Source organism: Pseudomonas bharatica CSV86 (genome assembly GCF_000319305.2).
GTDB classification, from domain to species: domain Bacteria; phylum Pseudomonadota; class Gammaproteobacteria; order Pseudomonadales; family Pseudomonadaceae; genus Aquipseudomonas; species Aquipseudomonas bharatica.
In genome coordinates, this window is record NZ_AMWJ02000001.1 from 1,209,884 (window position 1) to 1,232,622 (window position 22,739).

Sequence of the window (22,739 nt, forward strand, 5' to 3'; positions counted from 1 at the left end):
GCAGCTGAGCAGCGAGAGGTTGAAGCAGCTTTTTTGCAGACATGACTATCCCCTAATGAGCGACGTTGGGGTAGCTGCGCTTGTAGGGCCGTTAGACGCGAAGCTGGACGTCGAATCAGGTTCAATCATGAATAGGAGTCAGGTTTGATTTGCTTGCACGGCCACCATGCAAAGCCCGACGCGGCAATCACACCAGATTCGCCGAGCTTTGGCAAGAGCGGTCATCGGTAAGCGAAAGCAGGTAGGAGGAGGGCGCTCCATGCTTGATCACCTCCAGAAACAGGAAAGCCGGAAGCACGTTGAGCGCTTCCGGCTTTCTCACGTCAGACTGATGAGAGGGATCAGAAGACGTATTGCAGGCGGGTCACGATGGCATTGCCGCTGTCGTCGCCCACGGTGTTCTCGTTGTTGTCGGTGCGCACGTTGATGTAGTTGGCACTGACTTTCACCGCCTCGTTGACGTACCAGTTCACACCCACCGTGTGGCTCTTGGCCTTGCGCTCGTTCGATTGGTCCGCCGCGGTGACCAGGTTGCCGTCTTCGACCTTGATATCGTCAAAGCGGTAGAAGACTTCCCAGGCCCCCAGTTCCTTGTTCTCTGGTTTGATAGTGTCGAACTTGGCACCATCGAGCTTGTAGATACGCGGCTCGCCGGTCAGGGTGTAAGCCATCTGGGCGTAGTAACCGGAGGCCTTCATGTCGTTGTTGGCCTGGTCAGCTTTCAGCTTGCGGCGAAGGTATTCCGCTTGAACCGAGAACGGGCCGGTGGCCCAGGCACCTTCGAGACCCCAGACCGAGTCGTCCTTCCACAGGCCATCTTGTGCAGCAGCACCGCCAAACAGCATGCGGTTGCCGTTGGTGCCGGCATCGCCGCCGCCATTGGTATCTACACCGCGGACGCCCAGACGCGAACGAATCCGGGTATCGACCGCACTGTTTTTGAGGTCGCGGTAAGCGTACTGAGCACCGACGTGCAGGACGTTGCCATCACTGTGCAGCGGTGCGAACACGCCACGTACGTTGTAGCGCTTGGTGCTGTCGCCATCCGAGTTGTTATTGGTTTCGCTGAAAACGCTACCGGAAACATAAGCCATGTCAGCGATGGTGCTGGTGGCTTGAACACCCATGCCGGCGTTGTCGTTGATCCAGTCCGCCAGGTCGTACGAGAGGTTCCGCTCCATGGCGGTGGTCCACTTCGAACTGGTGGCTTTCTCAAGACCGAAGTCGGTGTAGAAACGGCCAAAGCGCAGTTGCACCGGCTTGAAACCCGTGTAGGTCAGGCTGGCTTCGTCGAAGTAGCCGTCGGAGTCGTTGCCCGTGTTGCGGGAAAGGTCGTAGTTGAGCTGATACTTCCAGTCGCGGTACAGCACGCCACCGAGCTCAAGGTAGGCGCGACGGAAGTAGCCTGCGTCAGCGGTATCGCCATTCTTGGTGAAGACACCATCGAAACGGCCGTAGTCGGCCTGAACTCGGCCGCCCAGTTTGAAACTGAATTCCTTATCAGAAGTCGATACTTCAAGACCGCCCTTGGTCTTCAGAACGATGTCAGCTCCGTCAGTGGTTACTGTTCCGGAGAATGCTTGCGAGGAAAATGTGCCTATTATTGCGGCAGCCAACAGCTTTTCCCGCATGTTCGAAGAACGGATCATTGCTTGCCTCTCGTATGTTAAGTGCTTAGCTGCCGACGTTATATTTCGCCCTGCGCCGGCCTAAATTTATCTTGCAGATGGGAGCAGGCCACGGTTGTCACCTGCTGTAACAAGATGCCTTTGTTCTAAGCACTCTGACTAGGTTGCAAGCGAATATGACAGTTGTGTTTCTGTAGTGTTAACGGAGGAGTTTGAAACCTAACAAAACTGTTACCGAACAAGCCAGTCCTTCTTATCAAAGAAGCTCTTCTTGATCAATCTTCGAATTTCCAAAACCTGCGGATTGCGGACAAGCTTCGTTTTGATAACAAGATAGACATCTTTCTTCTCCAGGTCGTCCAGGAAACCCGGCACGGGTAGGATATTTCTCTCCAGTTTTCGGCTGTAGTCGGGCAGCACTCCAATACACGCACCGCCAACGACAAGGCCTCGTGATAGGTTGTAGCTCTTGACCCGAGTGGTACCGCCCTGATGCTCAGCCATTATCGATGCCCACTTTCGTGAGCCCGCCAAGATCTCTTCATCCCAAGGGACAACGAGCATGAAGTTGTGCAAATCCAAGCTCTCCACTGGAAGGGTGACGCTTCTTGAATAGCGGCTGGAAATGAACAGGGCGTGCCCAATCCGGCCAAGCCGTTCAAACCTATACGTAGGATGGCGATCAAGCGCGCCTTTATCATCTGGGTTCACCAAAGCGATACCCACATCGACTTCACACTCAGAAAGCATCTGCGTTGTGCATTCTGAATGGATTTCCAGCTGCATTTCGGCATGATCACGCACGTAGGCGACTAGATCGCGGTTTACGATGTCGTTCAGCACTGGCTCTGTGATCGCGATGGTAAGCCTGGGGACTTCCTTTTCACCGGACTTGCCAAGGCCGTCTGGGCCGAAGAGCTGGCACAGGTAATGGCTGACCCTCTCGCCTGTGCGGGTCAGGGCAAGCTTGTTGTGTTTGTAGACAAACACGGGAGCACCAATGTGCTCTTCCAGTTTCTCCAAGCGTTTCCGCAGGCCTACCACTGGCACATTGAGCCCTCGGGCAGCCTGTTTGAAACTGGCACAACGTGCTGTTGCGAAAAACTCTACGGCCAGCTGATCATCAATTGGCAAATCATCCAATATGTCAGGACTGTAAGGAACAACGCTGCTTGTATATGTTTCATTTTGTGTAACCATTAGGCCCCCCTTAATTCGGGAATCTATCTCAATGCCACCCAGTATTTCCTTATCTTGTCAACATTGTAATCCACGGGTCATGCATGCGTTATCGGAAGGCTTTTATTTCGAAAGCGTAATTTTCAGGCAATCCCTCTGATATTGTAGCGTGCTAGCCTAGTGCGCCGGCTTGTTACTTACCATATATAGATTCGGCTAATTATGCATTTACATTTAGTTCACTATTTTTTCACCTTTGCCTCCATAGGCTTTGGGCATGGAAAATCAAACCCCACCTCCTACTACCTTACTGATTCGTTATCTGGGGATCGGCTTCATAGCAACGGGAATCCATTATGCGGTGTTCCTATTGCTGGTTACGACAGAATTCGTTACTCCGTTACTGGCCAGTATCTGTGGCGGCATGGTTGGCGCAATCGCGAGCTTCATTGGAAATAGGGCGCTCTGTTTTGTGGCAGATGGCTCTCGTAAGTTTCAGCCTGTCAGGTTTGCACTGGTCGCGTTAACCATAAACTTCGGCAATGGCGTGGGTATGTGGTTCCTCATCAAGTCGAATCTGTCACCGCTCATCTCCCAAGTCGTAGTGACCTTAAGCCTCACTGCACTTGGATTCATTGCACATCGTTTTTGGACATTCAATCATGCAGACATTACATCGCTTTCCCGAGCGCCCTGATCCCTTGTTAACCATCGTGGTCCCTTGCTTCCAGGAAGAGGAAACCATCCCCGAGTTCCACCAGCGAATCACCCGCGTGGTGAAGCGCTTACCCGTCTCCTGCGAAATCCTCTATGTCGACGACGGCAGTAATGACCGGACGGCCGACATTCTTCGCCACTATCAGGATGGGTCATCTGTACGTTGCCTGTCCCTGAGTCGCAACTTCGGCAAAGAGGCTGCACTGAGCGCCGGGATAGACCATGCCCGTGGCAGTGCGCTGATCTTCATTGATGTCGACCTGCAGGATCCACCAGAGCTCATCGCGGCCATGGTGGACTACTGGCAACGCGGCTACGACGTGGTGAACATGCAGCGCAACCTGAGAATCGGTGATTCGTGGTTCAAGCGCATGAGTGCCCGGGCTTACTACTGGGTCATGCAGCGCCTGGTGGAGAAGGTGGACATGCCGGCCGATGTCAGCGATTTCCGATTGATTGGGCCTGCGCCGCTGGCAGCCCTGCGGGCCCTGGATGAACGCTCCAGGATTCTCAAAGGCATGATCGGCTGGGTAGGCTTTCGTACCATCGAACTGCCCTACAATCGCACTGTTCGCCATGCCGGGAGCACCAAATGGAATGCAGCTGGCCTGTTCAATCTGGCCATCGAGAGCATCGTCAGCTTCTCTCGCAAACCACTGCGCATTTTCAGCCTCATCAGTTTCGGTCTTTTCGTCTCCAGCATCTGCTACATGCTTGCGTCGCTTGTGGCAGGCAGTTTCGACATCCATCACCTGATCGTCGGAATGGCTTCATTCATGTGCGTCGGTGTCGCCATGGTGGGGGAGTACCTGGGCGTGACACTCGCGGAAGTGAAGCGCCGGCCTCTCTATTTCCTGAAGCACAGCAACAAGGCAGATCCCGTGTCACTCCACCCTTCGATGGCTTCGATCGAGGGTAAGAAATGCTGAACCTGAAGAACGAGAGGACGCTGTGGTGGGTCCTGGGTTCGATTTTGCTATTGCGTTTGGTGGGGCTGGGCATCTACCCGCTGATGGACACATCTGAGGCCCGTTACGCTGAAATGGCTCGCAAGATGGTCGAGTTGAATGACTGGATCACGCCCATGTTCGACTACGGGGTACCGTTCTGGGGCAAGCCTCCGTTGTCCTTCTGGACCCAGGCCGCGAGCATGACGGTCTTCGGCGTTAACGAGTTCGCTGCGCGCTTCCCAGCGTGGCTACTCCACCTGGCAAGCTGTTTCATCATCATCAAACTCGGCACGCAGCAGATTTCCCGTAACGCCGGCATCTGGGCTGCCATTATTTTTTCCAGCACCACACTTGGCCTGGTCTCCAGCGGTGTTGTGCTGACTGACCCTGTTTTGTCGTTCTCGATTCTGCTGGCCAGCTACGGTTTCTGGCGTTGGATGAAGTGCGCCAGCAAGGCGGATGCCTACCTGATGTTCGCAGGTCTCGGGCTGGGCTTGCTTGCCAAAGGGCCGCTGACCCTGGTGCTTATGGGGGCGCCGGCATTCGCCTGGTTCGTTATCTACAAGGAATGGGGACGGGTACTGAGGCTTCCCTGGATTAGCGGCCTTGTACTCATGTTCGGTATATCCGTGCCATGGTATGTCGCGGCCGAGATGAAAACGCCCGGCTTCATGGAGTACTTCTTCGTTGGTGAGCACTGGAGCCGCTACGTCGTCAGTAACTGGGCAGGGGACCTCTATGGTAGTGCTCATGCCAAGCCGTACGGCAGCATCTGGATCCAGCTCGGATTGTCGCTACTGCCATGGGCCTTGTTTCTACCACTGTTGATCCGCAAGCGTGGATCGATGCAGCGCTTCGAAGCCTACCTCTGGCTGTGGGCCTTGGCGACACCGGTCTTCTTCACATTTGCAGGCAACATTCTGTGGACCTACCTGCTACCCGCGCTGCCAGCGTGGGCATTGCTGCTGTCTGCACGGGTCAGCGAAGTTGGCCCGAAGACCACCTGGGCTGCCGCTGCGAGCGCATTGGTGTTGCCAATCATCGGTGCGGGCATCATCTACGCCGGGTACTAGAGGAGCGCCCTCAGAATCAGCGGGATGTGGTTCAAGCCTGGCTCAATGTGCAGTCTGCTCATTCCGCTCCCTTGATCTATCCTGGCCGCCGCTCATACTCGTCGGAGTTTTACAGCAGCGGGAAGTCCGAGAACATCAAGGATCCTGCCAAGTGGCCGCGGGATGGCTCGTTCTACCTGTCCAGGCGCTTGAGAGATAGCAAGGATGGAATGCCTGCTGATCTGGCTTGCACAGCGATCACGGAAGCGAACGCTAGCCAGCTCCTGCTGTGCCATTGGAAACGCATCGAACAAGGTGCCGAGGGTCTGGCTGGAGAAAGCAATGTGGGAACGCCTCGCAAGAACGAAGGCTAAATTCCATGCACAAAAAAGCCAGGTTTTACCCTGGCTTTTTTGTCGATTACTTTCGTCATTTGAAGTCCTATTTAACCGCCGATTAATTGTCGGCTTGTTCCTTACCATCCTTGCTTTCTTTCTTTTGCTCTTGAGCGACTTGTTGTTTGTTCTGGTCCGCAGAGTCATCGCTCCATAGGCGAGCCTGTTCGGTTCGGAAGTTCTCGTTGAACTGTTTCGCTCGCTCGAAGCCGCCTTCAGCGTAAGCGGTACCCATGAGACCCAGCAGCAGGCTGCCAATAGCGATAGATTTGACAAATTTCATTGTGAACCTCGGTTCATACTAGGCCTGCCTGATTAGCGGCCTTTGTTGGTTTGTAGTTTAGGAACGCGAAGCTAACGACAAGGTGAGTCAATAATTACAATTCCGTAATTTTGGCTGCAGATAGGATGCGTTAAATCTTCAAATCTGGAAGGATCATGTCTATCTCGGCACTGTCGAGGGCGACTTCGAATTTTCTCTTAAATTACAATTTTGATATCTAGCGCGTTAATTCAGCGCGGCGTTGTTGGCCGCCCTAGGAGATAGCCATGAATGACATAGAGCCCTGGGCAGTTGCTATCGGTGACTTTCGCCGCTGCACTGAAAAACTCACTGTCCAGCTCGATGAGCTGACCTCGCAGACGCGCACCTCCAGCGCTGTTCTGGAGAGGTCGAACGAACTGGTGGAGCAGGTGGACGCTGTCGGCCGGCAGATTCAGGAGGAGGTGCGAAAGGCGGAGAAGGCCTGGTCGAACGCGGAAGAGGTTGCCTTGCGCGCCGCTGCTTCAGCGTATTCAGCTGCATGCCGCGGAGTCGACACCGCCATCCAGCCACTGATCTTGGAGCTTACAGCAGCGTCAAAGGCTGCGGATGCCTCTATCCAGGAGCTCAAGCGGGCTCCGGTGCTGGCCAAGCGTTATCTGATGGTGGTCGCCACGGCGTTCTTCATTCTGGCGCTGATCTGTGTCTACTCGACCATGCGCCTGATCGATGCCGCCGGCAGCGTAAGTGCTCAAGAGAAAGTGAATGCTCAGTACTTCTCCCACCTGTGGAAGAACGCCAATCCTGACGAACAGAAGATCATCAAATCGGTGATTCTGCGGTCGCCCATGGACCCTGTGGTCCTTCGGCACTGATGCATTGAGGCAAACAAAAGGCCCGTCGATTGACGGGCCTAATCGTGTCTGCGCAATTTAAGCGGCGGTCATTGCCGGCTGCATTTGCTGGGCTGCGGGAAAGTGAAGGTGGAACCAGGTGAAGTTTTCTTCGGTCACCTCCACGCTCGCCGACCCTTGGTGCAGGCTCATGATCGACTGCACAATGGCCAAGCCAAGACCGGTACCGCCTTCACTCCGTGCTCGGCTCTTGTCCACGCGGTAAAAACGCTCAAACAAGTGCGCGTGGTGTTCCTTGGCAATACCGCGGCCGGGGTTACCGACACTCAACGTCGTACCGCTCGCACTATGCTGCACCTTCACGTAGACGGTGCGGCCGCGGGGCAGTAGCGAATCGCATTTGACACGAGGTTCGAGACAGCCCGCTGAACCATCAGACGGTTCCCGCGTACCACATCATCACTGCCAGAGATCTGCAGCTGGATCTCACCTTCCTCTGCCGAAATGCTGAAGAGGTCGCACACGCGCTGAACCTCGTCGACCAGGGACACGGGTTCGAACTCCACCATGGATGCTGGATGACTGACCTGGGCCAAGAACAGCATGTCGGAAACCATGCGGCTCATGCGGTCCAGCTCTTCTGTGCACGACTCCAGAACCTCCCTGTACTCGGAAAGCGATCGTTCTCTGGTCAAGGCAACCTGGGCCTTGCCCATCAGGTTGGAAAGCGGTGCTCGAAGTTCGTGAGCAAGGTCGTCAGAAAACTGCGAGAGCTGCTGAACCCCATCATCCAGGCGAGCCAGCATGATGTTGATGCCGTCGGCGAGCATTTTCAGTTCTGCCGGCATCCCATCAGTTGGAAGGCGATGGTCGAGGCTCTCGGTTGAGATCTTCGAGGCGATCTTGAGGAACTTGGTAAGTGGTAGCAGGCCTCTGCGCACAGTCCACCAGCCAATGGCCAAGATCAGTGCGAGGATGACGGGGGACATCATCAAGGCCCAGGTCAGCAACGCATCGAGCAGCGCCTCACTGGATGACTGGTCCATGGTCATATAAACGCTGACCTCTGTTCCATCGCCTAAACGCATGATTCGAGAAGCACTCAGCAGAGGACGGTCCTGCGTATCACGCCATTCGTGCTCTTTGGGCTGGGCCGCCGGCTGAAACTTGTGCACCTCCAGATTGACCTGTTTCGAGCCAATCGAGAGCAGGGGAGTCTGATTCTGTGAGGTATCGAATATGCTCACATACAGGTTGTTGTGGCCCATGACCAAATCGACAAGCTGATGCGCATCCGCGTTGACGCCGGAGATGTCCGGGATGGTGGACAGGTTGTGAGCCATCCCCGCCATCTTTACTTCCAGGTCTGCTCTGGCATTTCTTTCCAGAGCCTTGCCTACCATCAGATAGCCAAAGGTGGCGAACAGAAGCAGCAACGCTGCGCTCATCAACCCAACTTTTAACCCCAGCTTTGCAGCCAGGCTGAATGGCCTCATGCGCGTTCCTCAAAAACGTACCCAACGCCACGAAGCGTGTGAATGAGCTTGGTTTCAAACGGGTCATCGATCTTCGAGCGCAAGCGCCGGATGGCTACATCGATGACATTGGTGTCGCAATCGAAATTCATATCCCAGACCAACGAGATGATCTGAGAGCGAGTCAGCGCTTCGCCCGTTCGGCTCATGAGCAGGTGCAGAAGCGCAAATTCCTTGGTGGTGAGATCGATGCGTGTGCCACCGCGGAAGACGCGATGGCGGACGGAGTCGAGTTCCAGGTCGGCAATTTTCAGCGAGCTCTTCTCGACTAACTCATCACCACGGCGTTGCAGCGAACGGATGCGAGCAAGCAGCTCAGGGAATTCGAATGGCTTCACAAGGTAGTCATCCGCGCCGCCGTCCAAGCCCTTGAGCTTGTCATTGATGCGTCCGCGGGCGGTCAGCATGATGATGCGGACCCGGCTGGTCTTACGGATGGTTTCCAGCAGGTCCCAGCCGTCGATATCCGGGAGGTTCACGTCCAGGAGGACCAACGAATAGACATTAGTGTTGAACAAATGCAGAGCATCTACACCGTTGTGCACGATATCTACGACATACCCGCTTTCGGATAGGCCCTGCTGAAGATATTCGGCAGTTTTAATTTCGTCTTCCACAACTAGAACGCGCATAACTTATCTCAAGGTGTGAGGAAGGAGTTGGACTAATCCGCCAAGATTATGGTTGCAGGCTGTTCGAAAGTTTGGCTGAGGGTATGGCATGTGGTAGTCGCTACCTCTGTCCATACGCCGGGTCACCTGAGGACGCTTGAATCTTAACGCGAAGAAGCTGGCCGCGGCGAAATCCTACAAATTTGTAATGTAGCCGCAAGATTTCTGACAGTCATGCAGGCTCCACCCCTAAGCATAGCGGATTCTGGGGCCTGCGGCGGTGTATGACAGATTCGCCTGGCAGGTGGAATCGGCCAGGGCAGGCAGCATTTCGGTCGTTAGCTTGCAAGGACTGGTACTGGCCTTGGATCGAGGGCGCCACGCAGGCAGACCCCATGCACGGCCGCAAACCGCAGCGCCTTTCTGCAAATTAGTTCATGTGGCGGCTCGATATTCTCTCGAATAATTATCTTACAATCTATTACATGTCCAAATTGTAATTGCGCGATCATCTTGATGTTAGCCTCCTTTGCTAGTTTAAGGGCAGCGGAAGAGGCATCGCTGCTTTGGAAATTGTCTCATTTCAAAGCAGCTTGGCAAGAGCATCGAGCAGTTGTTCGCGCCAGTGCATTCACCTGTAAACCATACGCTCCTTTGGTAGGTGAATTTTAGCGCCCCCCTACGGGCGCTTTTTTATTAAGGGACTTCTTATGAACACTACTGTATCAGCGATCGCCGTGTTTATGCTCTTTACATCACTAACAGCCAATGCCCAAAGCGGTATGGAGATCAATCAACGCATCGAGCGTTCTGCTAGGGAGGCTACTGCGGATTATGCTCAACGCGTAAAAAAGCCCATGCCTCAACTAGAAGACTACGCCTACGGCATGGACCTGGACGTTGGTAAGTTGGTGTATGTATCACCCAGCGTGCGGTACTGCGGTAATGTAAGAAGCATGATGACCTACGAAGACTCGAAAGGCGAACTGCACATGGTTCGCTACCTAGTGAAGGGCGAGTGTGTTAATAGCCGTTAAGACTCATCAAGATGATCCCTGCGGCCACCGGATCATAGAAGCTCAATGCCGAACCGGCGCAGCAGTATGGCGAAGCCTCCGAAGCTGGCCATTGTGATGAGGATGCTGCTGATCAGTGTCGGCCAAAAGCCGAGCTTAGGTAGCAGCAATGGAAAAGCAATAAACATCGGCAGGGTCGGAAGCACGTACCAGAACGTGTACCAAGCATGGTTGGAGATCTTCTCCATGCTCTGGTTCTCCAAATAGAGCCAGACCAACGTCAAGACCGTGACCAAGGGTAGGGCGGCGACCAAGCCGCCCAGCTTGTCGCTGCGTTTCGCCAGCTCTGATACGAGAATCACTATACCGGCAGTGAGTAGGTACTTCGTGATGATCCAGGCCATCGCTGAGCCTTCTGGAGGTTGTGGACGAGGGCAGGCGAAGCCATTCACCAACCCCTCTCGAAGCGCTCCTGCCGTTTACGCCATCCCTCACCACATTTTTTTTGCAACATCACCCTCAGCCAAGAGGGTGATGTGTTTGAATGGTGTTTACCGATCGGTCAGTGCGAGGGTGAGGGAACGCTCTCGTGGAAAGCTGCCCGCTCGATCTGGATGGTGCAGTGATGGATTTCGAATGCATCGCTGACAGCATCCACAACGGCCGCCAGCACAGCGTCCCCATCTGCAGAATCCCGAACCACTACGTGCGACGTCATCACGTTGCTGCCACTGCTGACAGCCCACACGTGCAAGTCATGAACGTCCGTCACGCCATCTACTCCGAGGATGGTGGCCTCGATTGCCGTAACGTCGAGCCCCCTCGGGACACCCTCCATGAGGATCCCCAGGCTTTCGCGAAGCAACTGCCACGTCCGCGGCAGAACCCAAAGGCCGATCGCCACAGCGACAATCGTGTCGACCCAGGTCCAGCCGGTGAAGCGGATGATAAGTGCCGCGATGATTACGCCAAGCGAGCCGAGCATGTCGCTCCAAACTTCGAGGTAGGCTCCTTTGACGTTGAGGCTTTCGTTGCTCGCAGATGCCAGAAGGCGCATCGAAATTAGGTTGATGATCAGGCCGGCGATTGCGATCCACATCATCGCTCCGGTAGCGATCTCCGCCGGCATGAAGAGGCGCTGGTAGGCCTCATACAAGATGTACATCGCCACCAGGAAGAGCAGCACGGCGTTGAACGTCGAAGCCAGAATTTCCAGACGCGCATAGCCGAAGGTTCTTTTCTGATCCGCCGGCCGCTTGGCTATCTGAAGTGCAATCAGTGAGATCGCCAAGGCGGCAGTATCTGTGAACATGTGAGATGCGTCCGACAGCAGCGCCAGGCTGCCGGTAATCCACGCACCGATCACTTCTGCAATCATGAAGCTGCCAGTCAAGGCGAGCGCCATGATTAGCTTCTTCTGATGCCCCTCGCGTACTGCAGCGCTGCCATGGTCATGATTTGAACCCACGTATTTCTCCTTGCGCAGGGTTGTGGTCTCGTTGGGCTTCCTGTCTGCCTATCGTTAGAGCGTCGCTTGGCCACACTGACTGCAAAATTTTGCTCCTGCGCTCAGCAACGAGCCGCAAGCGGTGCAACCACTCGATAGTGGTGTACCGCAGTTTAGACAAAAGCGTGCTGACGGATCGTTGGCCGTCCGGCACTGCCTGCAGCCCTGCAGATCTTTAATGGGGGCTGGAGTGGCAGGGCGCCCGCCGTCATACACCTGATTGCCGCCGTCGCAGCCCTGCTGCCGGCCATGGCGATCATATTGCTCGGCCCCATGTCCCCCGCTGTGGTGCTTGCCTCCACCGTGGTTTCCACGGCCATGGTGCCCGCCCAGGATATTTTTGAAAAAGCTCATGGTATTCGCCCCTCATTGATGGGTGACATATTAACGAGCAGAAGTTGAAAATAATGTTCTGCTCGCGAGAAAGACTTGTAAGTTACAGTGAAAGTTCAGAATTAGCCTACGACAAAACGAAACCGTTTTGTTTATGAAATTAAATTTATATAGCTGAGCGGCGTATTGTTCTTGGTGGGTGGTGTTTCCCTAGTTTTGATCATAGCGTGATCAATCACAATCCAAACAGCAGTTATTGAATTTCTGTCAGCATTGTAATCCCGAGGTCATCGTGTCGTTATCAGGTGCCAGAAATAATGCGCTCAGCGAGATTAATTTCTCTTTTTATCCCTATGCCTCACACATACTAAGCGCCCCAACGCCTAGGGGCCTAAGGCCTCTGGCGCTTCGCACATTGCGCAATCGCTCAGCATCTGTCGACGGCTTGCCTTGTAGCTCCCGCTAACTCCATAGCTACCGCCATGGATAAGCAGCTTCCAGAGTTTGATAATGACACCTTCCAAATCCATTGTTCACACCCTGTTAAGCAAATGGATCTTTGCTATTCACAATGCGCGGCAGAAAGGCATCAGTACTAATTTGCTAATCGGCCTGGTGACTTTTTGGTTACTGCTATTCGCGAACGCTGAGCTCTGGAACGTGCTCTGGAAGCTGGTATTCAAAACCGATGAAGTGAACTTGCTGCTAGCGGCCAGCCTCCCAGTCATAGTATTCGCATGGGTGTTTACCGTTCTGAGCTTGCTGTCATGGGGGCGGCTGGCCAAACCCTTGCTGTGTCTGGTACTGATCAGCGCGTCTTTCGCGAGTTACTTCATGAATGCCTACGGCATCGTGGTCGATTACACAATGTTCACCAACGTTGTGGAGACCGACGTCGCTGAGGCAACCGAGCTGCTGAATTGGAAGCTCGGTCTTTGGGTCGCAATGGTTGGGGTGTTGCCCGTCTACCTGATCGCCCGGGTTCCCCTCCGGCGCAAGCCTTGGGCCAAAGCTTTGGTCAGCAGGTTCATTGCTCTGTCGCTCGCTCTGTTGACCTTATCTGGCATCGCGTTGAGTCAGTACCAGTCGTATGCCTCCTTGCTGCGCAACAATCGGGAGATCCGGCTGATCCTGGTACCTACCAACTTGTTTGCGGCTGGCCATGGGTACCTGAAGCGACAGCTGGCTACACCTAAAACGCTGACGGCCATTGGTACTGATGCGGTAGTTAATCGACAGGGTGCGGCTCGTAAACCCAGGCTGCTGGTACTGGCAGTAGGAGAGACCGCTCGCTCCGCCAACTTCTCCCTCAACGGCTACTCCCGTGAAACGAATCCGGAACTAGAAAAGCGAAATGTCATCAGCTTCACGAACGTGAGCTCCTGCGGTACCGCTACCGCGGCCTCGCTGCCATGCATGTTCCTGGACGTGGGTAAGGCCCAGTACAAAGATGGCTTGGCCAAGAGCCGAGAAGGGCTGCTCGACGTGCTTCAACGCGCTGGCATTAGTGTCATGTGGACTGACAACAACTCGGGGTGCAAAGGGGTCTGCGACAGGGTTCCCAACCACAAGGCTGCCTCTCACGCGGATTCCCAACTGTGCACCAGCGAGGAGTGTAAGGACGGGGTGCTGCTCACGGAGATGCAAGACTTCATCAAGCGCCAGGAAGGCGATGCTGTCCTGGTGCTCCACTACAAAGGCAGTCACGGCCCGGCCTACTACAAGCGCTACCCCTCGCAATTCAAGAAATTCGTACCGGTGTGCGAGACCAACGAGCTCGACAAATGTAAGCAGGAGGAGGTGGTCAATGCCTACGACAACTCAATCCTCTACACCGATTATGTGACTGCAAATCTCATCGATATCCTGGCGGCCAACACCAAGTTCGACACTGCGCTGATGTACGTCTCGGACCACGGCGAATCGCTGGGGGAGGGTGGACTCTATCTGCATGGGCTGCCTTACGCGATGGCTCCGGACGAGCAAACAAAGGTGCCATTGGTGCTTTGGATGTCTGACTCGCTCGCGAAGAGCGAAAAGGTCAATGTGGGTTGTTTGAAAGCTCAAACCACGGCACCGCTGAGCCACGACAACCTGTTCCACACCGTGCTCGGCATGATGAACGTCCAGACGTCCTCGTATCGCTCAGCGTTGGATTTCACAGCCCCTTGCAAGCCCTTGGGCGGAGGCTCTTATTCTGGCCTCTGAATGTTCGATGTGGACCGGATCATCGGCCAGGCGGTTCTGCACCAGCCTGCTTTGACAGCTGAGAGAAGCTGGACTAATTACATAGCTGCATTCAACAACCCAAGCGGAAAAGGAAGTTTTGCATGAGCATCAAGCCAGGCCCAAAGCGCACCAACGAAGATGGCACTCCGGACAAAAGGCAGCGAGTCACCCCTGAAAAGCAGAAGGACCATCCGGACCTGAAACCCCACAAGCACAAAAAGGGGGAGTAAGAAAAAAAGCAGCTCTTGGGAGCTGCTTTTTTGTTTGAGCTGTGTGCAAATCCTCCCGACCATTTCGCTGATCAATCGGACCGCGTTGTGAGTCTTCCGCTTGGCTTGATGGATTATGAAGCTACCTTCGTGATCTTCAGTGCGGACGACGAAACTGAGATCCTAGAGCTTTGAGTTGGTACTCGCTGACAGCCCGAAACTGTGATTCTGCGATTAGACGCAGGCGCTCAACCTCTTCGGCAGATGAGCCAGAAGCCCGCGCCTCGTGGTATTGCTTCATCGCATCCACTGCGTCGATATACATGGGGTGGTCGGGGAGAAGAGCTGGCATTTTTTTCGTCATGTGGCGGCAGGTCCTCACTGGATAGTCGACGGTGGTTTACCTGCTTTGAGAAGCTGATAATCAATGACAGCCTGGTACAGCGAATCTGCCAATAGGTGAAGACGCTGTACTTCAAGATCTGGTAATCCAGCAGCCTCCGCTTCGTGGGCCCGTCGGATAGCTTCAAGTGCTTGCCTCATCAGTGGCTCACCAGCCGCGGCCATTCCAATGAATGTGCGCTTCACAACAATTTGCTCCATTCAGCTGACGATGAATTATAGGACACTGCGGCGTCGGAAGCCCCGCAGCAGCACCTTATGGGCTCATTGACGCTATTCGAAATCTCCCAAGGTGGCCACTTGTCAGGCGCGACTCACAAACAGCTTTGATCGGCTTGATTGCTGCCTCGCGTTGGCTAGCTTGGAATCCATGGCTATCCGTCAGTGGCTGAGGGGGGCTGCATGCGTTTGCGCGGAGATGTTTATTGGAACTGGGCAGATCCTACGCTTCATCACCGGGCCCACGAGGAGATCCTGAATAACGGTTCTTATCTCGACGTGCAGGTAAGGCTTTCGCGGACAGGCGCAACGCAGCTGTTTATCGGTGTGTACGCGCCTTCGTGAACCGCTCTGCATGAGGAGGTGTTCGACACCCGGCCGAACGAATCAATGACGAGCGCGCTGGCCTGGGGAGTGGCCAGGACGCGTGTTGTAGCTACGTTGTAAACCACTTTTTTTCACTGTAAACCACTGTGGTTTACAGTGAAAAAAAGTGGTTTACATGCAGGCGCTCTCAGGCTTGAGGCAGCTCCAGCAGATCGCCCAGTTCCTCCTGAGCAATCTTCACTCTATCCATTCTACGATAGGGATGATCAACCGGCATCCGGATAAGGGATTCGAACTAAGCCGAATCGAATTTGATGACTTCCTTGTGAATGTGCTCAAGCTGACCTCTACGAGGCTGTGACACCACATACTCCATGCTTTCAACCAACCCGTACAGTTCACTGTCTTTGACGATTCGATGGCTGATGAAGCTCATCTTGAGATCAAAATATGGCGCCTTCGGACCGGGCACCTTCTTCGATTCCAGCCGACCAGCGCTGCTGATTTCCGCCCCCGGAACCCCTGAGGCAATAGCTTTCACCAGCTCAGCATTTCCACTGACCTTCTGGCCAAACAGGCGGGTGGCGTCCGACATGTAAGCAAAGATCCATGGCAAATTGCGAAGCGTCGCGCTGGTAAGGTCCAACCCCGCTGCTGAAGGATAGGATCGTGTCCCGGGAAGTGGTGTAACTGAACCAGCCGAAGGCGCCCTGCGGGCGAAAGAGGATGGTCATCGTGGTTCTTGGCTAACGTTGAGTTTGCGGACTTAACCTTCACCAGAGAAACCACGATGACCAAGCCCACTATCGCATTGACCGAGTTGGTTGAGAAAGGGGCAGATGCTGATCTGCTCAAGCAAATGATCCAGTTCGTTGCCCAGCGCATGATGGAGTTCGATGTCGAAGGCCTGTGCGGTGCCGGCTTCGATGTCAAAAGCCCCGACCGGACAAACAGCCGCAATGGCTACCGTGACCGCCTGTGGCAGACCCGCGCCGGCGACGTCGACCTGAAGATCCCCAAGCTGCGCCAAGGCAGCTACTTTCCTGGCTTCCTCGAACCTCGACGCACCGCCGAGAAGGCCATGGCGGCGGTCATTCAGGAGGCCTACATCCAAGGCGTTTCTACACGCTCGGTCGACGAGCTGGTGAAGGCCATGGGCATGATCGGCATTTCCAAAAGCCAGGTGTCACGGTTGGCAGGCGAGATCGATGAACGCGTTCACGCGTTCCTTGATCGCCCGCTTGAAGGTGACTGGCCCTATCTCTGGATTGATGCCACCTACGTCAAGGTGCGGGAGGCCGGGCGCATCGTCTCGGTCGCCGTAATAATCGCCGTGGCCGTGAACACTGACGGTGGCCGCGAAGTCCTGGGCATGCGGGTTGGGCCATCGGAGGCCGAGCCGTTCTGGACAGACTTCCTGCGTAGCCTCATGCGACGTGGATTGCGGGGCGTGAAACTGGTCATCTCCGACGCCCACGAAGGTCTGAAGGCGGCCGTTTCCAAGGTCTTCAATGCAACCTGGCAACGCTGTCGCGTGCACTTCATGCGAAACGCCATGGCCCACGTCGGCAAAGGTCAGCGCACCATGGTCGCGGCGCTGCTACGTACGGTTTTCGCCCAAGACAGCCGTGCCGAATGCCATCAGCAATGGCGTTTGGTCGCTGATCAGCTGCGCGAAAAATATCCCAAGATCGCGACGCTCATGGATGGCTGTGAGGATGAAGTATTGGCGCACATGGCATTTCCAAAGGCACACCGCCAGCAGTTGCACAGCACCAACCCACTCGAACGGCTCAACGCCGAGATCAAACGCCGCACCGATGTTGTAGGGATTTTTCCCAACGATCCGGCCATCACGCGTCTGGTAGGCGCAATGCTGCTGGAGCAGAACGACGAGTGGTGCCTGCAACGACGTTACATGCAGTTGGAGGCCTTTGAAGCAGTCAGCGATAATCCACAGGCCAAGCTGTCGGCCGTGATCAACTAAACGGCAAACTCAGTGGCCAGAGCCATGATGAGTTACACCACTTCCCGGGACACGATCAAGGATAGGCCGATAGCCATTCATTCAGCATCATCGGTGTCCCGAACACTGAGTCAGTCGTGCAGGTTGTAGCGGATGAAGACTTCGCGCGAGGGAAGAGATCTATGGGTTTTCACCGGTGGCAGCCAACCCGATCCTGACATAGGCCTGTTTGGTAATTCGGCTACATGCTTTTGAAGACGGCTCACGCAGCTAAGATGCGCTATCGGATACGAAGCTTGAGCCCGCGGTTGATCGTATGGCTACGTCGGGAGCAGGAGGAGTGATCCAGTGAAGCACGAGTGCAGTCAGGAGGCTTGCGATGATGTTAACTGAGATTGTGACGAGAGCATTGCGCATTTTGGAACGTCCGCTTTTGAAGTGGACCGCCACTCAATGCGCATAAATGGTGAGTCACCACCACCTACAGAAAAAATGTCCCACCCCAGAATGGGAATTCGCATTCGGGGCGATCCACGATTACTTTCGTGCCACAAGCTGCCTACAGCGTTATCAGGTGGTCAACCAGGATTCAACTACCTCAGCGCCGTACTCTGCCTTCCAGGCCTTCAGCATGCGCTGGTTACCTCCCTTCGCCTGAACGATTTCTCCGCTATGCGGGTTCTTGTAGGTTTTCACTACACGTGCTTTCCGTGCAGGTTTTTGTGCAATAGATCCGGAATCTACAGACTGCGGATCAAGAATTTGGATTACGTGACGCAGGCTGTAGCCGTACTCGTTGAGCAGGCTCCGGAGCTTCGTTTCGAATTCCATTTCCTGCTTCAGGGCGGAATCATTTTTCAGTGCTTCCAGCTCGGCGAGCTGCGCGGCGAGCTGTTGTTCGAGAAGGCGAAATTCAGCGAGACGGGACATGAGATTCTCCAAGAAGTAGTCTGCCATTTTAGCAATCAAGATAGAAAGCGTGCTAAGTATCTTGAGGCGTGGCCAGTCCTACAATGCAAAATCCAGTGTCCCTAATGGCGCTAGGACCATTGCTTCGCGCCTTTAGCCGTTCGTGATCAGCTCTAGTGCGGTGTTTTGCGTGTGTCCGGGAACGCCGTTGCAAGGTCCATGCGTTCAGCTTCTTGGGTGATTTGAGCGAGTAACTCTGCCACTGATCGGTTCTCCTTAAGGGCATAGCTCCCCACTAGTAGCGTGATTGGATGAATTCCCAGCACTGGTGCGATGGTGTCCATTTTTTCGATCGTCGGGACGTATCGTCCCCTTTCCAGCGTGCTGATGTAGGTACGACTGCTCACTGTCGCGAAGTCTTCTTGGGTCAGCTTTTGCTTGACTCTCATCCACTTCAGAACCCGACCGAATGCCTGTCTCAATTCCACTTTGCATCTTCCGCAAAAGGAAAGATGAGGCGCCCATGAACAGTATATGACTACAATGTATGCTGTTCATTTGAGAGGGAGTCATGATGTTTATCACCAACCGATGGGCAGAGGTAGATCGCTCCTACGCCTGGCTGGCTGAGGATCAGCAGGCTTGGCATTTCGTGGAACAGCGGCTGTCATCGCCATGGATTCACATCACGGTGACGAGGGAGCGGGGAGAGGACACGTGTGTGGAGGTCTTCTTTCTGGAGGACATGCGGGGGCTGGAGCAGTTCACGCGGTTAACCCTGGACGGTGCCGTTGAGTTGTCCCTTCAGATTGTTACTCCCGGGTGGATGAACGGTAGCGGCGGGTGGACGATGGAGCATTGGAGGCCATTCATGAAAGCGATGATCGCTTGTACAGGTGTTACACCATTCAAGGCGGCCATCGGTATTACCAGCCTAATAGCTCCGAGTGCCGTCAGTATGGCTTCTGCAAGGAGCTTTACAGTCGAGGATAGCGGGTAAGTCAGCCCGTGGCATCTTCGAAGTATCGTCTCGGGTCAATTGCATCCTCGGTCATTAGCTGAGCGGCTTTGACGATCGTCTGAATTAACCGATTGTTCTCTATCTGTGCTTTTTGTAGCTGTGCTTCGAGAGCATAAATTCTCGCATTACTATTTTTACGCCCGACCTTTTTGAAATCTTTAAGATGGGTCTGAGTGGCCGTATATAAAGATCGAATTTCCTCATCTCTCCAGAGTGTTTGACGGCTTACACCCGCTTGCTGGGCAAGGCCATTTTGGGTGAGCGGTCCCTGACCCCGTCCGGCCTCATATTCGGCGAGAATGGACCGCACGTTGTCCTTCCATTTTTTTTGCTGTTTCATGATGAAGCCTTCTTAGGTTTTGAGTAAGCTTCTAAGGCCGTTTTGCAGCTTGTAACCATTTCCATCACAAACAGAACGTGCTGATCGAAAGTATGAGTATTATCAAGTTCAGCCTCAATACTAGACGTGATGGCAGTTTGGTTGTCAAAAATCGCCTTCAAAATTTTGGGTATACGGATTTAATGGTTGATGGGGCACCTTTACCCCACCAACCTGATACCATTATCAGATGGTTGATAGATCGACTCCGTAGTTGAGTTCCTCTGCGAAGTCCGGCAGTCCGTAACCGATGGTTTTCTTGTAGAAAGGAGAGACCTTCGCAGTCGGTGCCTTCTTCTTGTGCTTCGTGGTGTAGAGCATTCGTGCCCGCATCACCTCGAAGGAGTAACCGCGCCCTTCACGGTTCTTGTCCTTGGCCAGTCGGTTGATGGACTCCGTGTAAGCGTTGGTGACGGGCATGTCCGTCTCGAAGTAGGTCATGGTCTCTTCGCGCCAGTTTCCCACTGCCCTGACCAGATCGCTCCAGACTTCCTTTTGGCCCTTCGGGATGGTGGCTATCCACTCGTCCAGGGCGGCTTCTGCCTGGAGCCGTGTGGTGGCGTCCCAGATGCCGTAGAAGCGCTCCTTGTGCTCGTAGGCGGCCAGCAGTTGCGGGAACGCGCCTGTCCAGGTCTCCATGATGAGGCGCTCCCGGTCTGAGACTTCGTGAGCGCGTTTCAGCAGGATTTTCCGGTCTCCCTTGAGAGTCCGGCTCTGGGACGGTTTCAGCTCCTTTCTGAGGCCCTTGCGCACTCTCTCTAGGGCATCGTTGGCCATGCGCACCACATGGAACTTATCGACCACGATACGGGCCTGGGGCAGCACAGCCTTGACCGCTGCCCGGTAGGGGTTCCACATGTCCATGCTGACGATCTCGACCTTCTGCCGGTCTTTCAGCTTCATCAGGTAGTTGGTCACCACGTCCTGGCGGCGGGTGGCCAGCAGGTCGAGCAGGGTTCGCTCCTCAATGTTGGTCAGAATGCAGCGGTAGCGCTTGTTCAGGTATAGCTCGTCAATGCCCAGGATGCGGGGCGTCTCGAAGCGGTGCCAGCGCCCCAGGAACTCGGCGCGGGCGTTGAAGATGTCGCGCACCGTCTTCTCGTCCAGGCCGGTCTGTGCCGCCACAAAGGTGTAGGGGTGGTTGAAGGATTCCTTCTCCACGTACTCATGCAGCCGCAGTGTCATACGGAATCCGTCCACCATCTCCGGTAGCTGGGGCCTGAATGTTGTCTTGCAGGCCCGGCAGGTGTATCGGCGGCGGACCACCCAGAGAGTGACCCGCTTGCCGTGGATGGGCAGATCACGATAGGGAACGTCACGCTTGCCGAACCGCACGAACTCACCCTGCACGCCGCACCCCTCGCAGGCTACTGGTGTAGGTGCTTCAAGCCGAAAATGTATGTCTTCATTCTGCTCATCAGAATCCACCAACTGGTACCCAGGAAGGCTTAACGAATTAATCATCTCCCGCCTTGATCAGAAAAACAGGTAGGTGGCGTAACCGGCAATCATCGCCATAGCAAAAATGACTGCTAAAAACGCCGCTAAAAGCTTCAGCGTGAACAAAGAGCGCAACAGAATGAGCTCAGTCAGGCTGGCTCCGGCACTGCCGATGATCAACGCTAGCACCGTCCCGGCACCCACGCCTTTGGCCATCAGAGCCGCTGCCAGAGGTATGACGGCTTCAGCGCGAATATACAACGGCACGCCGATGACAGCGGCAACTGGAATGGCAAAGGGATTATCTGGGCCTGCATACTGCTCCAATAAGTCAGTGGGCATGAAACCATAGATCACGCTGCCAATCGCAATACCGATGAGCAGGTAAGGCAACACATCGATAAAGTCCGACCAAGCTTCCCGCCACACACCACTGTACTTCCCTTCTTTCTTAACCGTGACAGTGGGTTGACTGTCACAGCATTCGCTAGACGTAGAGACTGTTGTCTTCCTATCAGCCCCGCAAGAAGCCGTCTTCGGAGTGGTGTCGCAGCTGTTGGTGCCGCAACTCGATGCGGTCGATGTAGCACTGCACGGGCTTGCTGATGAACTACATCCACTGCTCTCTTGTGTCGCCGTCCGGCGCACATAACGCTCGAAGCCAAGCGTGTGAAGCAGCCATCCGGCACCTACCGCGACCACCAAAGCGGCGAGCACATAGATAGCAGTAAGTGTCCATCCAAACGTGGCAACCAGCAGGCCGACGACGATAGGATTCAGCAACGGAGATGAGAAAAGAAACACCATCATCGGCCCAAAACCGGCCCGTGCCCGAATCAACCCTTTCAACATGGGGATAGTCGAGCAACTACAGAAGGGCGTTATAGCTCCTAAACCAGCAGCAAGAAAATAGCCTCGCTTCCCACTGGAAGTCAGTAACGCTTCCACCTTGGATGGTGGGATGTGACGTTGAAGAACTCCGACCAGCAAGCTAATGCCAATGAATAAAACCGATAGCTCGATAGCGAGAAAGGCGAACATGCCTAGAGCGTCTTGGAGTTGAGATGACATTCAATATTACTCCTATATTTCTAGTATTGTCGAAATGATGTACGCAGCCTACTTGCGTTTATCCGACCTGTCAACTATAATTCTAGAAACATCGAATTATTGGGGCGTGCTATGGATCACGAAAAGGTTGCAGCCAGCTTAGCTGAGCTAGGGAATAGTCACCGACTGTCCGTGTTCCGCTTTCTGGTCAAAGCTGGCCATGATGGGGCTTCGGTCGGAGATATCCAGAAGGGGCTGGGTATTCCTGCTTCGACGCTATCACATCACCTTGCGCGCATGGCCAAGGTAGGGCTGATCCGGCAGGAGAAACATAGCCGCACGATTGTCTGTATACCCGAGTATGGGCACCTAGAGAATTTGATCGGTTTCTTACAAGAGGAATGTTGTGCAGGTGTCCGGATTGCGCATGAACCAGAACCGCTTTGACGCTTGCCCAGCTCTCGCTGTCCTCCCTAGTCAGCATCGCTATGAAGACTCAGGCGAAGGTGGAAACAGAAAATTGGCAGTAGAGTAGGCTGAAGAGGATCA

At 54.5% G+C, this 22,739-nt stretch carries 24 protein-coding genes and 3 pseudogenes; 11 read left to right on the forward strand and 16 right to left on the reverse strand.

From position 1 onward, the window contains the following. Positions 1-341: 341 nt before the first annotated feature. Both CSV86_RS05355 and CSV86_RS05360 read right to left on the reverse strand, forming a co-directional pair. Positions 342-1,649 (reverse strand): OprO/OprP family phosphate-selective porin, encoded by a 1,308-nt coding sequence (locus CSV86_RS05355; protein WP_009395904.1) that lies wholly within the window; start codon positions 1,647-1,649, stop codon positions 342-344. Positions 1,650-1,859: 210 nt separating this feature from the next. After that, complete coding sequence (locus CSV86_RS05360) at positions 1,860-2,828, reverse strand: LysR substrate-binding domain-containing protein (RefSeq protein WP_009395903.1); 969 nt, start codon at positions 2,826-2,828, stop codon at positions 1,860-1,862. Between the two features lie 256 nt (positions 2,829-3,084). Here CSV86_RS05360 and CSV86_RS05365 point away from each other — a divergent pair, with 256 nt between their 5' ends. The 3 genes and pseudogenes from CSV86_RS05365 to CSV86_RS05375 all read left to right on the forward strand — a co-directional run bounded on the left by CSV86_RS05365 (position 3,085) and on the right by CSV86_RS05375 (position 5,900). Beyond that, complete coding sequence (locus tag CSV86_RS05365) at positions 3,085-3,504, forward strand: GtrA family protein (protein ID WP_009395902.1); 420 nt, start codon at positions 3,085-3,087, stop codon at positions 3,502-3,504. Then, entirely contained in the window at positions 3,470-4,453 is a 984-nt protein-coding gene (locus CSV86_RS05370) for a glycosyltransferase family 2 protein (RefSeq protein WP_010951445.1), read from the forward strand. The genes CSV86_RS05365 and CSV86_RS05370 overlap by 35 nt, the downstream gene beginning before the upstream one ends. Continuing rightward, positions 4,447-5,900, forward strand: a pseudogene (locus CSV86_RS05375) (ArnT family glycosyltransferase). The gene CSV86_RS05370 and the pseudogene CSV86_RS05375 overlap by 7 nt, the downstream one beginning before the upstream one ends. 82 nt (positions 5,901-5,982) lie before the next feature. On the opposite strand, the gene CSV86_RS05380 reads toward CSV86_RS05375, so the two are convergent. Beyond that, positions 5,983-6,204 (reverse strand): hypothetical protein, encoded by a 222-nt coding sequence (locus CSV86_RS05380; RefSeq protein ID WP_009395886.1) that lies wholly within the window; start codon positions 6,202-6,204, stop codon positions 5,983-5,985. A gap of 266 nt (positions 6,205-6,470) precedes the next feature. On the opposite strand from CSV86_RS05380, the gene CSV86_RS05385 reads away from it, so the two are divergent. Further along, positions 6,471-7,058 carry a hypothetical protein gene (locus tag CSV86_RS05385; protein ID WP_009395887.1) on the forward strand — a complete coding sequence of 196 codons (588 nt, stop codon included), beginning with the start codon at positions 6,471-6,473 and terminating at the stop codon, positions 7,056-7,058. Positions 7,059-7,115: 57 nt separating this feature from the next. Here CSV86_RS05385 and CSV86_RS05390 read toward each other — a convergent pair. Continuing rightward, a pseudogene (locus CSV86_RS05390) lies at positions 7,116-8,533 on the reverse strand (heavy metal sensor histidine kinase). Next, complete coding sequence (locus CSV86_RS05395) at positions 8,530-9,204, reverse strand: heavy metal response regulator transcription factor (RefSeq protein ID WP_009395889.1); 675 nt, start codon at positions 9,202-9,204, stop codon at positions 8,530-8,532. Before CSV86_RS05395 ends, CSV86_RS05390 begins: the two are co-directional and overlap by 4 nt. A 689-nt stretch (positions 9,205-9,893) precedes the next feature. Here CSV86_RS05395 and CSV86_RS05400 point away from each other — a divergent pair. After that, the gene (locus CSV86_RS05400; RefSeq protein ID WP_009395890.1) at positions 9,894-10,220 is read left to right on the forward strand and encodes a DUF2790 domain-containing protein; all 327 of its coding nucleotides are present in this window, start codon (positions 9,894-9,896) and stop codon (positions 10,218-10,220) included. A gap of 32 nt (positions 10,221-10,252) precedes the next feature. Here the strand turns inward: CSV86_RS05400 and CSV86_RS05405 are convergent, their stop codons facing one another. From CSV86_RS05405 to CSV86_RS05415, 3 genes are all read right to left on the reverse strand, one after another. Next, positions 10,253-10,603, reverse strand: coding sequence for a DUF3147 family protein (locus CSV86_RS05405; protein ID WP_009395891.1), 351 nt, complete (start codon positions 10,601-10,603; stop codon positions 10,253-10,255). A gap of 158 nt (positions 10,604-10,761) precedes the next feature. After that, positions 10,762-11,667, reverse strand: coding sequence for a cation diffusion facilitator family transporter (locus tag CSV86_RS05410; protein ID WP_037059009.1), 906 nt, complete (start codon positions 11,665-11,667; stop codon positions 10,762-10,764). A 54-nt stretch (positions 11,668-11,721) separates the two neighbouring features. Further along, positions 11,722-12,060 carry a zinc ribbon domain-containing protein gene (locus CSV86_RS05415; protein ID WP_080604714.1) on the reverse strand — a complete coding sequence of 113 codons (339 nt, stop codon included), beginning with the start codon at positions 12,058-12,060 and terminating at the stop codon, positions 11,722-11,724. 489 nt (positions 12,061-12,549) lie between these two features. Here CSV86_RS05415 and CSV86_RS05420 point away from each other — a divergent pair, with 489 nt between their 5' ends. Both CSV86_RS05420 and CSV86_RS32675 read left to right on the forward strand, forming a co-directional pair. Next, on the forward strand, positions 12,550-14,247 hold the full coding sequence (locus tag CSV86_RS05420) for a phosphoethanolamine transferase (protein WP_009395893.1): 1,698 nt from the start codon (positions 12,550-12,552) through the stop codon (positions 14,245-14,247). A gap of 122 nt (positions 14,248-14,369) precedes the next feature. Continuing rightward, positions 14,370-14,498: a hypothetical protein gene (locus CSV86_RS32675; RefSeq protein WP_003253468.1), complete on the forward strand. Its 129-nt coding sequence runs from the start codon at positions 14,370-14,372 to the stop codon at positions 14,496-14,498. A 136-nt stretch (positions 14,499-14,634) separates the two neighbouring features. On the opposite strand, the gene CSV86_RS31700 is transcribed toward CSV86_RS32675, so the two are convergent. Continuing rightward, entirely contained in the window at positions 14,635-14,841 is a 207-nt protein-coding gene (locus tag CSV86_RS31700; RefSeq protein ID WP_009395894.1) for a hypothetical protein, read from the reverse strand. A 14-nt stretch (positions 14,842-14,855) separates the two neighbouring features. Next, positions 14,856-15,065, reverse strand: a complete 210-nt coding sequence (locus CSV86_RS05425) for a hypothetical protein (RefSeq protein WP_080604715.1) — start codon at positions 15,063-15,065, stop codon at positions 14,856-14,858. 216 nt (positions 15,066-15,281) lie between these two features. Between CSV86_RS05425 and CSV86_RS31705 the strand changes: the two are divergent. Then, positions 15,282-15,545, forward strand: a pseudogene (locus CSV86_RS31705) (hypothetical protein). A 175-nt stretch (positions 15,546-15,720) separates the two neighbouring features. Here CSV86_RS31705 and CSV86_RS05430 read toward each other — a convergent pair. Then, a complete protein-coding gene (locus tag CSV86_RS05430) occupies positions 15,721-16,020 on the reverse strand; it encodes a hypothetical protein (RefSeq protein WP_240160383.1) in 300 nt (99 codons plus the stop codon). A gap of 195 nt (positions 16,021-16,215) precedes the next feature. Between CSV86_RS05430 and CSV86_RS05435 the strand changes: the two genes are divergently transcribed. Beyond that, entirely contained in the window at positions 16,216-17,412 is a 1,197-nt protein-coding gene (locus CSV86_RS05435) for an IS256 family transposase (protein WP_009395869.1), read from the forward strand. Positions 17,413-17,961: 549 nt separating this feature from the next. Here CSV86_RS05435 and CSV86_RS05440 read toward each other — a convergent pair. Both CSV86_RS05440 and CSV86_RS05445 read right to left on the reverse strand, forming a co-directional pair. Beyond that, entirely contained in the window at positions 17,962-18,321 is a 360-nt protein-coding gene (locus tag CSV86_RS05440) for a histone-like nucleoid-structuring protein, MvaT/MvaU family (RefSeq protein ID WP_037058984.1), read from the reverse strand. 152 nt (positions 18,322-18,473) lie between these two features. After that, positions 18,474-18,788 carry a helix-turn-helix domain-containing protein gene (locus tag CSV86_RS05445; protein ID WP_009395867.1) on the reverse strand — a complete coding sequence of 105 codons (315 nt, stop codon included), beginning with the start codon at positions 18,786-18,788 and terminating at the stop codon, positions 18,474-18,476. An 86-nt stretch (positions 18,789-18,874) separates the two neighbouring features. On the opposite strand from CSV86_RS05445, the gene CSV86_RS05450 reads away from it, so the two are divergent. Beyond that, the gene (locus tag CSV86_RS05450) at positions 18,875-19,300 is read left to right on the forward strand and encodes a hypothetical protein (RefSeq protein ID WP_170394434.1); all 426 of its coding nucleotides are present in this window, start codon (positions 18,875-18,877) and stop codon (positions 19,298-19,300) included. Position 19,301: 1 nt separating this feature from the next. Here CSV86_RS05450 and CSV86_RS05455 read toward each other — a convergent pair whose 3' ends face one another. The 3 genes from CSV86_RS05455 to CSV86_RS05465 all read right to left on the reverse strand — a co-directional run bounded on the left by CSV86_RS05455 (position 19,302) and on the right by CSV86_RS05465 (position 22,181). Then, complete coding sequence (locus tag CSV86_RS05455; protein WP_170394437.1) at positions 19,302-19,661, reverse strand: hypothetical protein; 360 nt, start codon at positions 19,659-19,661, stop codon at positions 19,302-19,304. A 225-nt stretch (positions 19,662-19,886) separates the two neighbouring features. Continuing rightward, the gene (locus CSV86_RS05460) at positions 19,887-21,164 is read right to left on the reverse strand and encodes an ISL3 family transposase (protein ID WP_000610830.1); all 1,278 of its coding nucleotides are present in this window, start codon (positions 21,162-21,164) and stop codon (positions 19,887-19,889) included. Positions 21,165-21,176: 12 nt separating this feature from the next. Then, positions 21,177-22,181: a permease gene (locus CSV86_RS05465; RefSeq protein ID WP_040363373.1), complete on the reverse strand. Its 1,005-nt coding sequence runs from the start codon at positions 22,179-22,181 to the stop codon at positions 21,177-21,179. A 141-nt stretch (positions 22,182-22,322) separates the two neighbouring features. Here CSV86_RS05465 and CSV86_RS05470 point away from each other — a divergent pair, with 141 nt between their 5' ends. Continuing rightward, positions 22,323-22,637: an ArsR/SmtB family transcription factor gene (locus tag CSV86_RS05470; protein ID WP_000349485.1), complete on the forward strand. Its 315-nt coding sequence runs from the start codon at positions 22,323-22,325 to the stop codon at positions 22,635-22,637. Positions 22,638-22,739: the final 102 nt, after the last annotated feature.

Excerpts from the sequence above, each read along its gene's own strand:
- CSV86_RS05355 (WP_009395904.1), bottom strand. The coding sequence starts at position 1,649 with ATGATCCGTTCTTCGAACATGCGGGAAAAGCTGTTGGCTGCCGCAATA.
- CSV86_RS05360 (WP_009395903.1), bottom strand. The coding sequence starts at position 2,828 with ATGGTTACACAAAATGAAACATATACAAGCAGCGTTGTTCCTTACAGT.
- CSV86_RS05365 (WP_009395902.1), top strand. The coding sequence starts at position 3,085 with ATGGAAAATCAAACCCCACCTCCTACTACCTTACTGATTCGTTATCTG.
- CSV86_RS05370 (WP_010951445.1), top strand. The coding sequence starts at position 3,470 with ATGCAGACATTACATCGCTTTCCCGAGCGCCCTGATCCCTTGTTAACC.
- CSV86_RS05380 (WP_009395886.1), bottom strand. The coding sequence starts at position 6,204 with ATGAAATTTGTCAAATCTATCGCTATTGGCAGCCTGCTGCTGGGTCTC.
- CSV86_RS05385 (WP_009395887.1), top strand. The coding sequence starts at position 6,471 with ATGAATGACATAGAGCCCTGGGCAGTTGCTATCGGTGACTTTCGCCGC.
- CSV86_RS05395 (WP_009395889.1), bottom strand. The coding sequence starts at position 9,204 with ATGCGCGTTCTAGTTGTGGAAGACGAAATTAAAACTGCCGAATATCTT.
- CSV86_RS05400 (WP_009395890.1), top strand. The coding sequence starts at position 9,894 with ATGAACACTACTGTATCAGCGATCGCCGTGTTTATGCTCTTTACATCA.
- CSV86_RS05405 (WP_009395891.1), bottom strand. The coding sequence starts at position 10,603 with ATGGCCTGGATCATCACGAAGTACCTACTCACTGCCGGTATAGTGATT.
- CSV86_RS05415 (WP_080604714.1), bottom strand. The coding sequence starts at position 12,060 with ATGAGCTTTTTCAAAAATATCCTGGGCGGGCACCATGGCCGTGGAAAC.
- CSV86_RS05420 (WP_009395893.1), top strand. The coding sequence starts at position 12,550 with ATGACACCTTCCAAATCCATTGTTCACACCCTGTTAAGCAAATGGATC.
- CSV86_RS32675 (WP_003253468.1), top strand. The coding sequence starts at position 14,370 with ATGAGCATCAAGCCAGGCCCAAAGCGCACCAACGAAGATGGCACTCCG.
- CSV86_RS31700 (WP_009395894.1), bottom strand. The coding sequence starts at position 14,841 with ATGACGAAAAAAATGCCAGCTCTTCTCCCCGACCACCCCATGTATATC.
- CSV86_RS05430 (WP_240160383.1), bottom strand. The coding sequence starts at position 16,020 with ATGTCGGACGCCACCCGCCTGTTTGGCCAGAAGGTCAGTGGAAATGCT.
- CSV86_RS05435 (WP_009395869.1), top strand. The coding sequence starts at position 16,216 with ATGACCAAGCCCACTATCGCATTGACCGAGTTGGTTGAGAAAGGGGCA.
- CSV86_RS05440 (WP_037058984.1), bottom strand. The coding sequence starts at position 18,321 with ATGTCCCGTCTCGCTGAATTTCGCCTTCTCGAACAACAGCTCGCCGCG.
- CSV86_RS05450 (WP_170394434.1), top strand. The coding sequence starts at position 18,875 with ATGTTTATCACCAACCGATGGGCAGAGGTAGATCGCTCCTACGCCTGG.
- CSV86_RS05455 (WP_170394437.1), bottom strand. The coding sequence starts at position 19,661 with ATGAAACAGCAAAAAAAATGGAAGGACAACGTGCGGTCCATTCTCGCC.
- CSV86_RS05460 (WP_000610830.1), bottom strand. The coding sequence starts at position 21,164 with ATGATTAATTCGTTAAGCCTTCCTGGGTACCAGTTGGTGGATTCTGAT.
- CSV86_RS05465 (WP_040363373.1), bottom strand. The coding sequence starts at position 22,181 with ATGTTCGCCTTTCTCGCTATCGAGCTATCGGTTTTATTCATTGGCATT.
- CSV86_RS05470 (WP_000349485.1), top strand. The coding sequence starts at position 22,323 with ATGGATCACGAAAAGGTTGCAGCCAGCTTAGCTGAGCTAGGGAATAGT.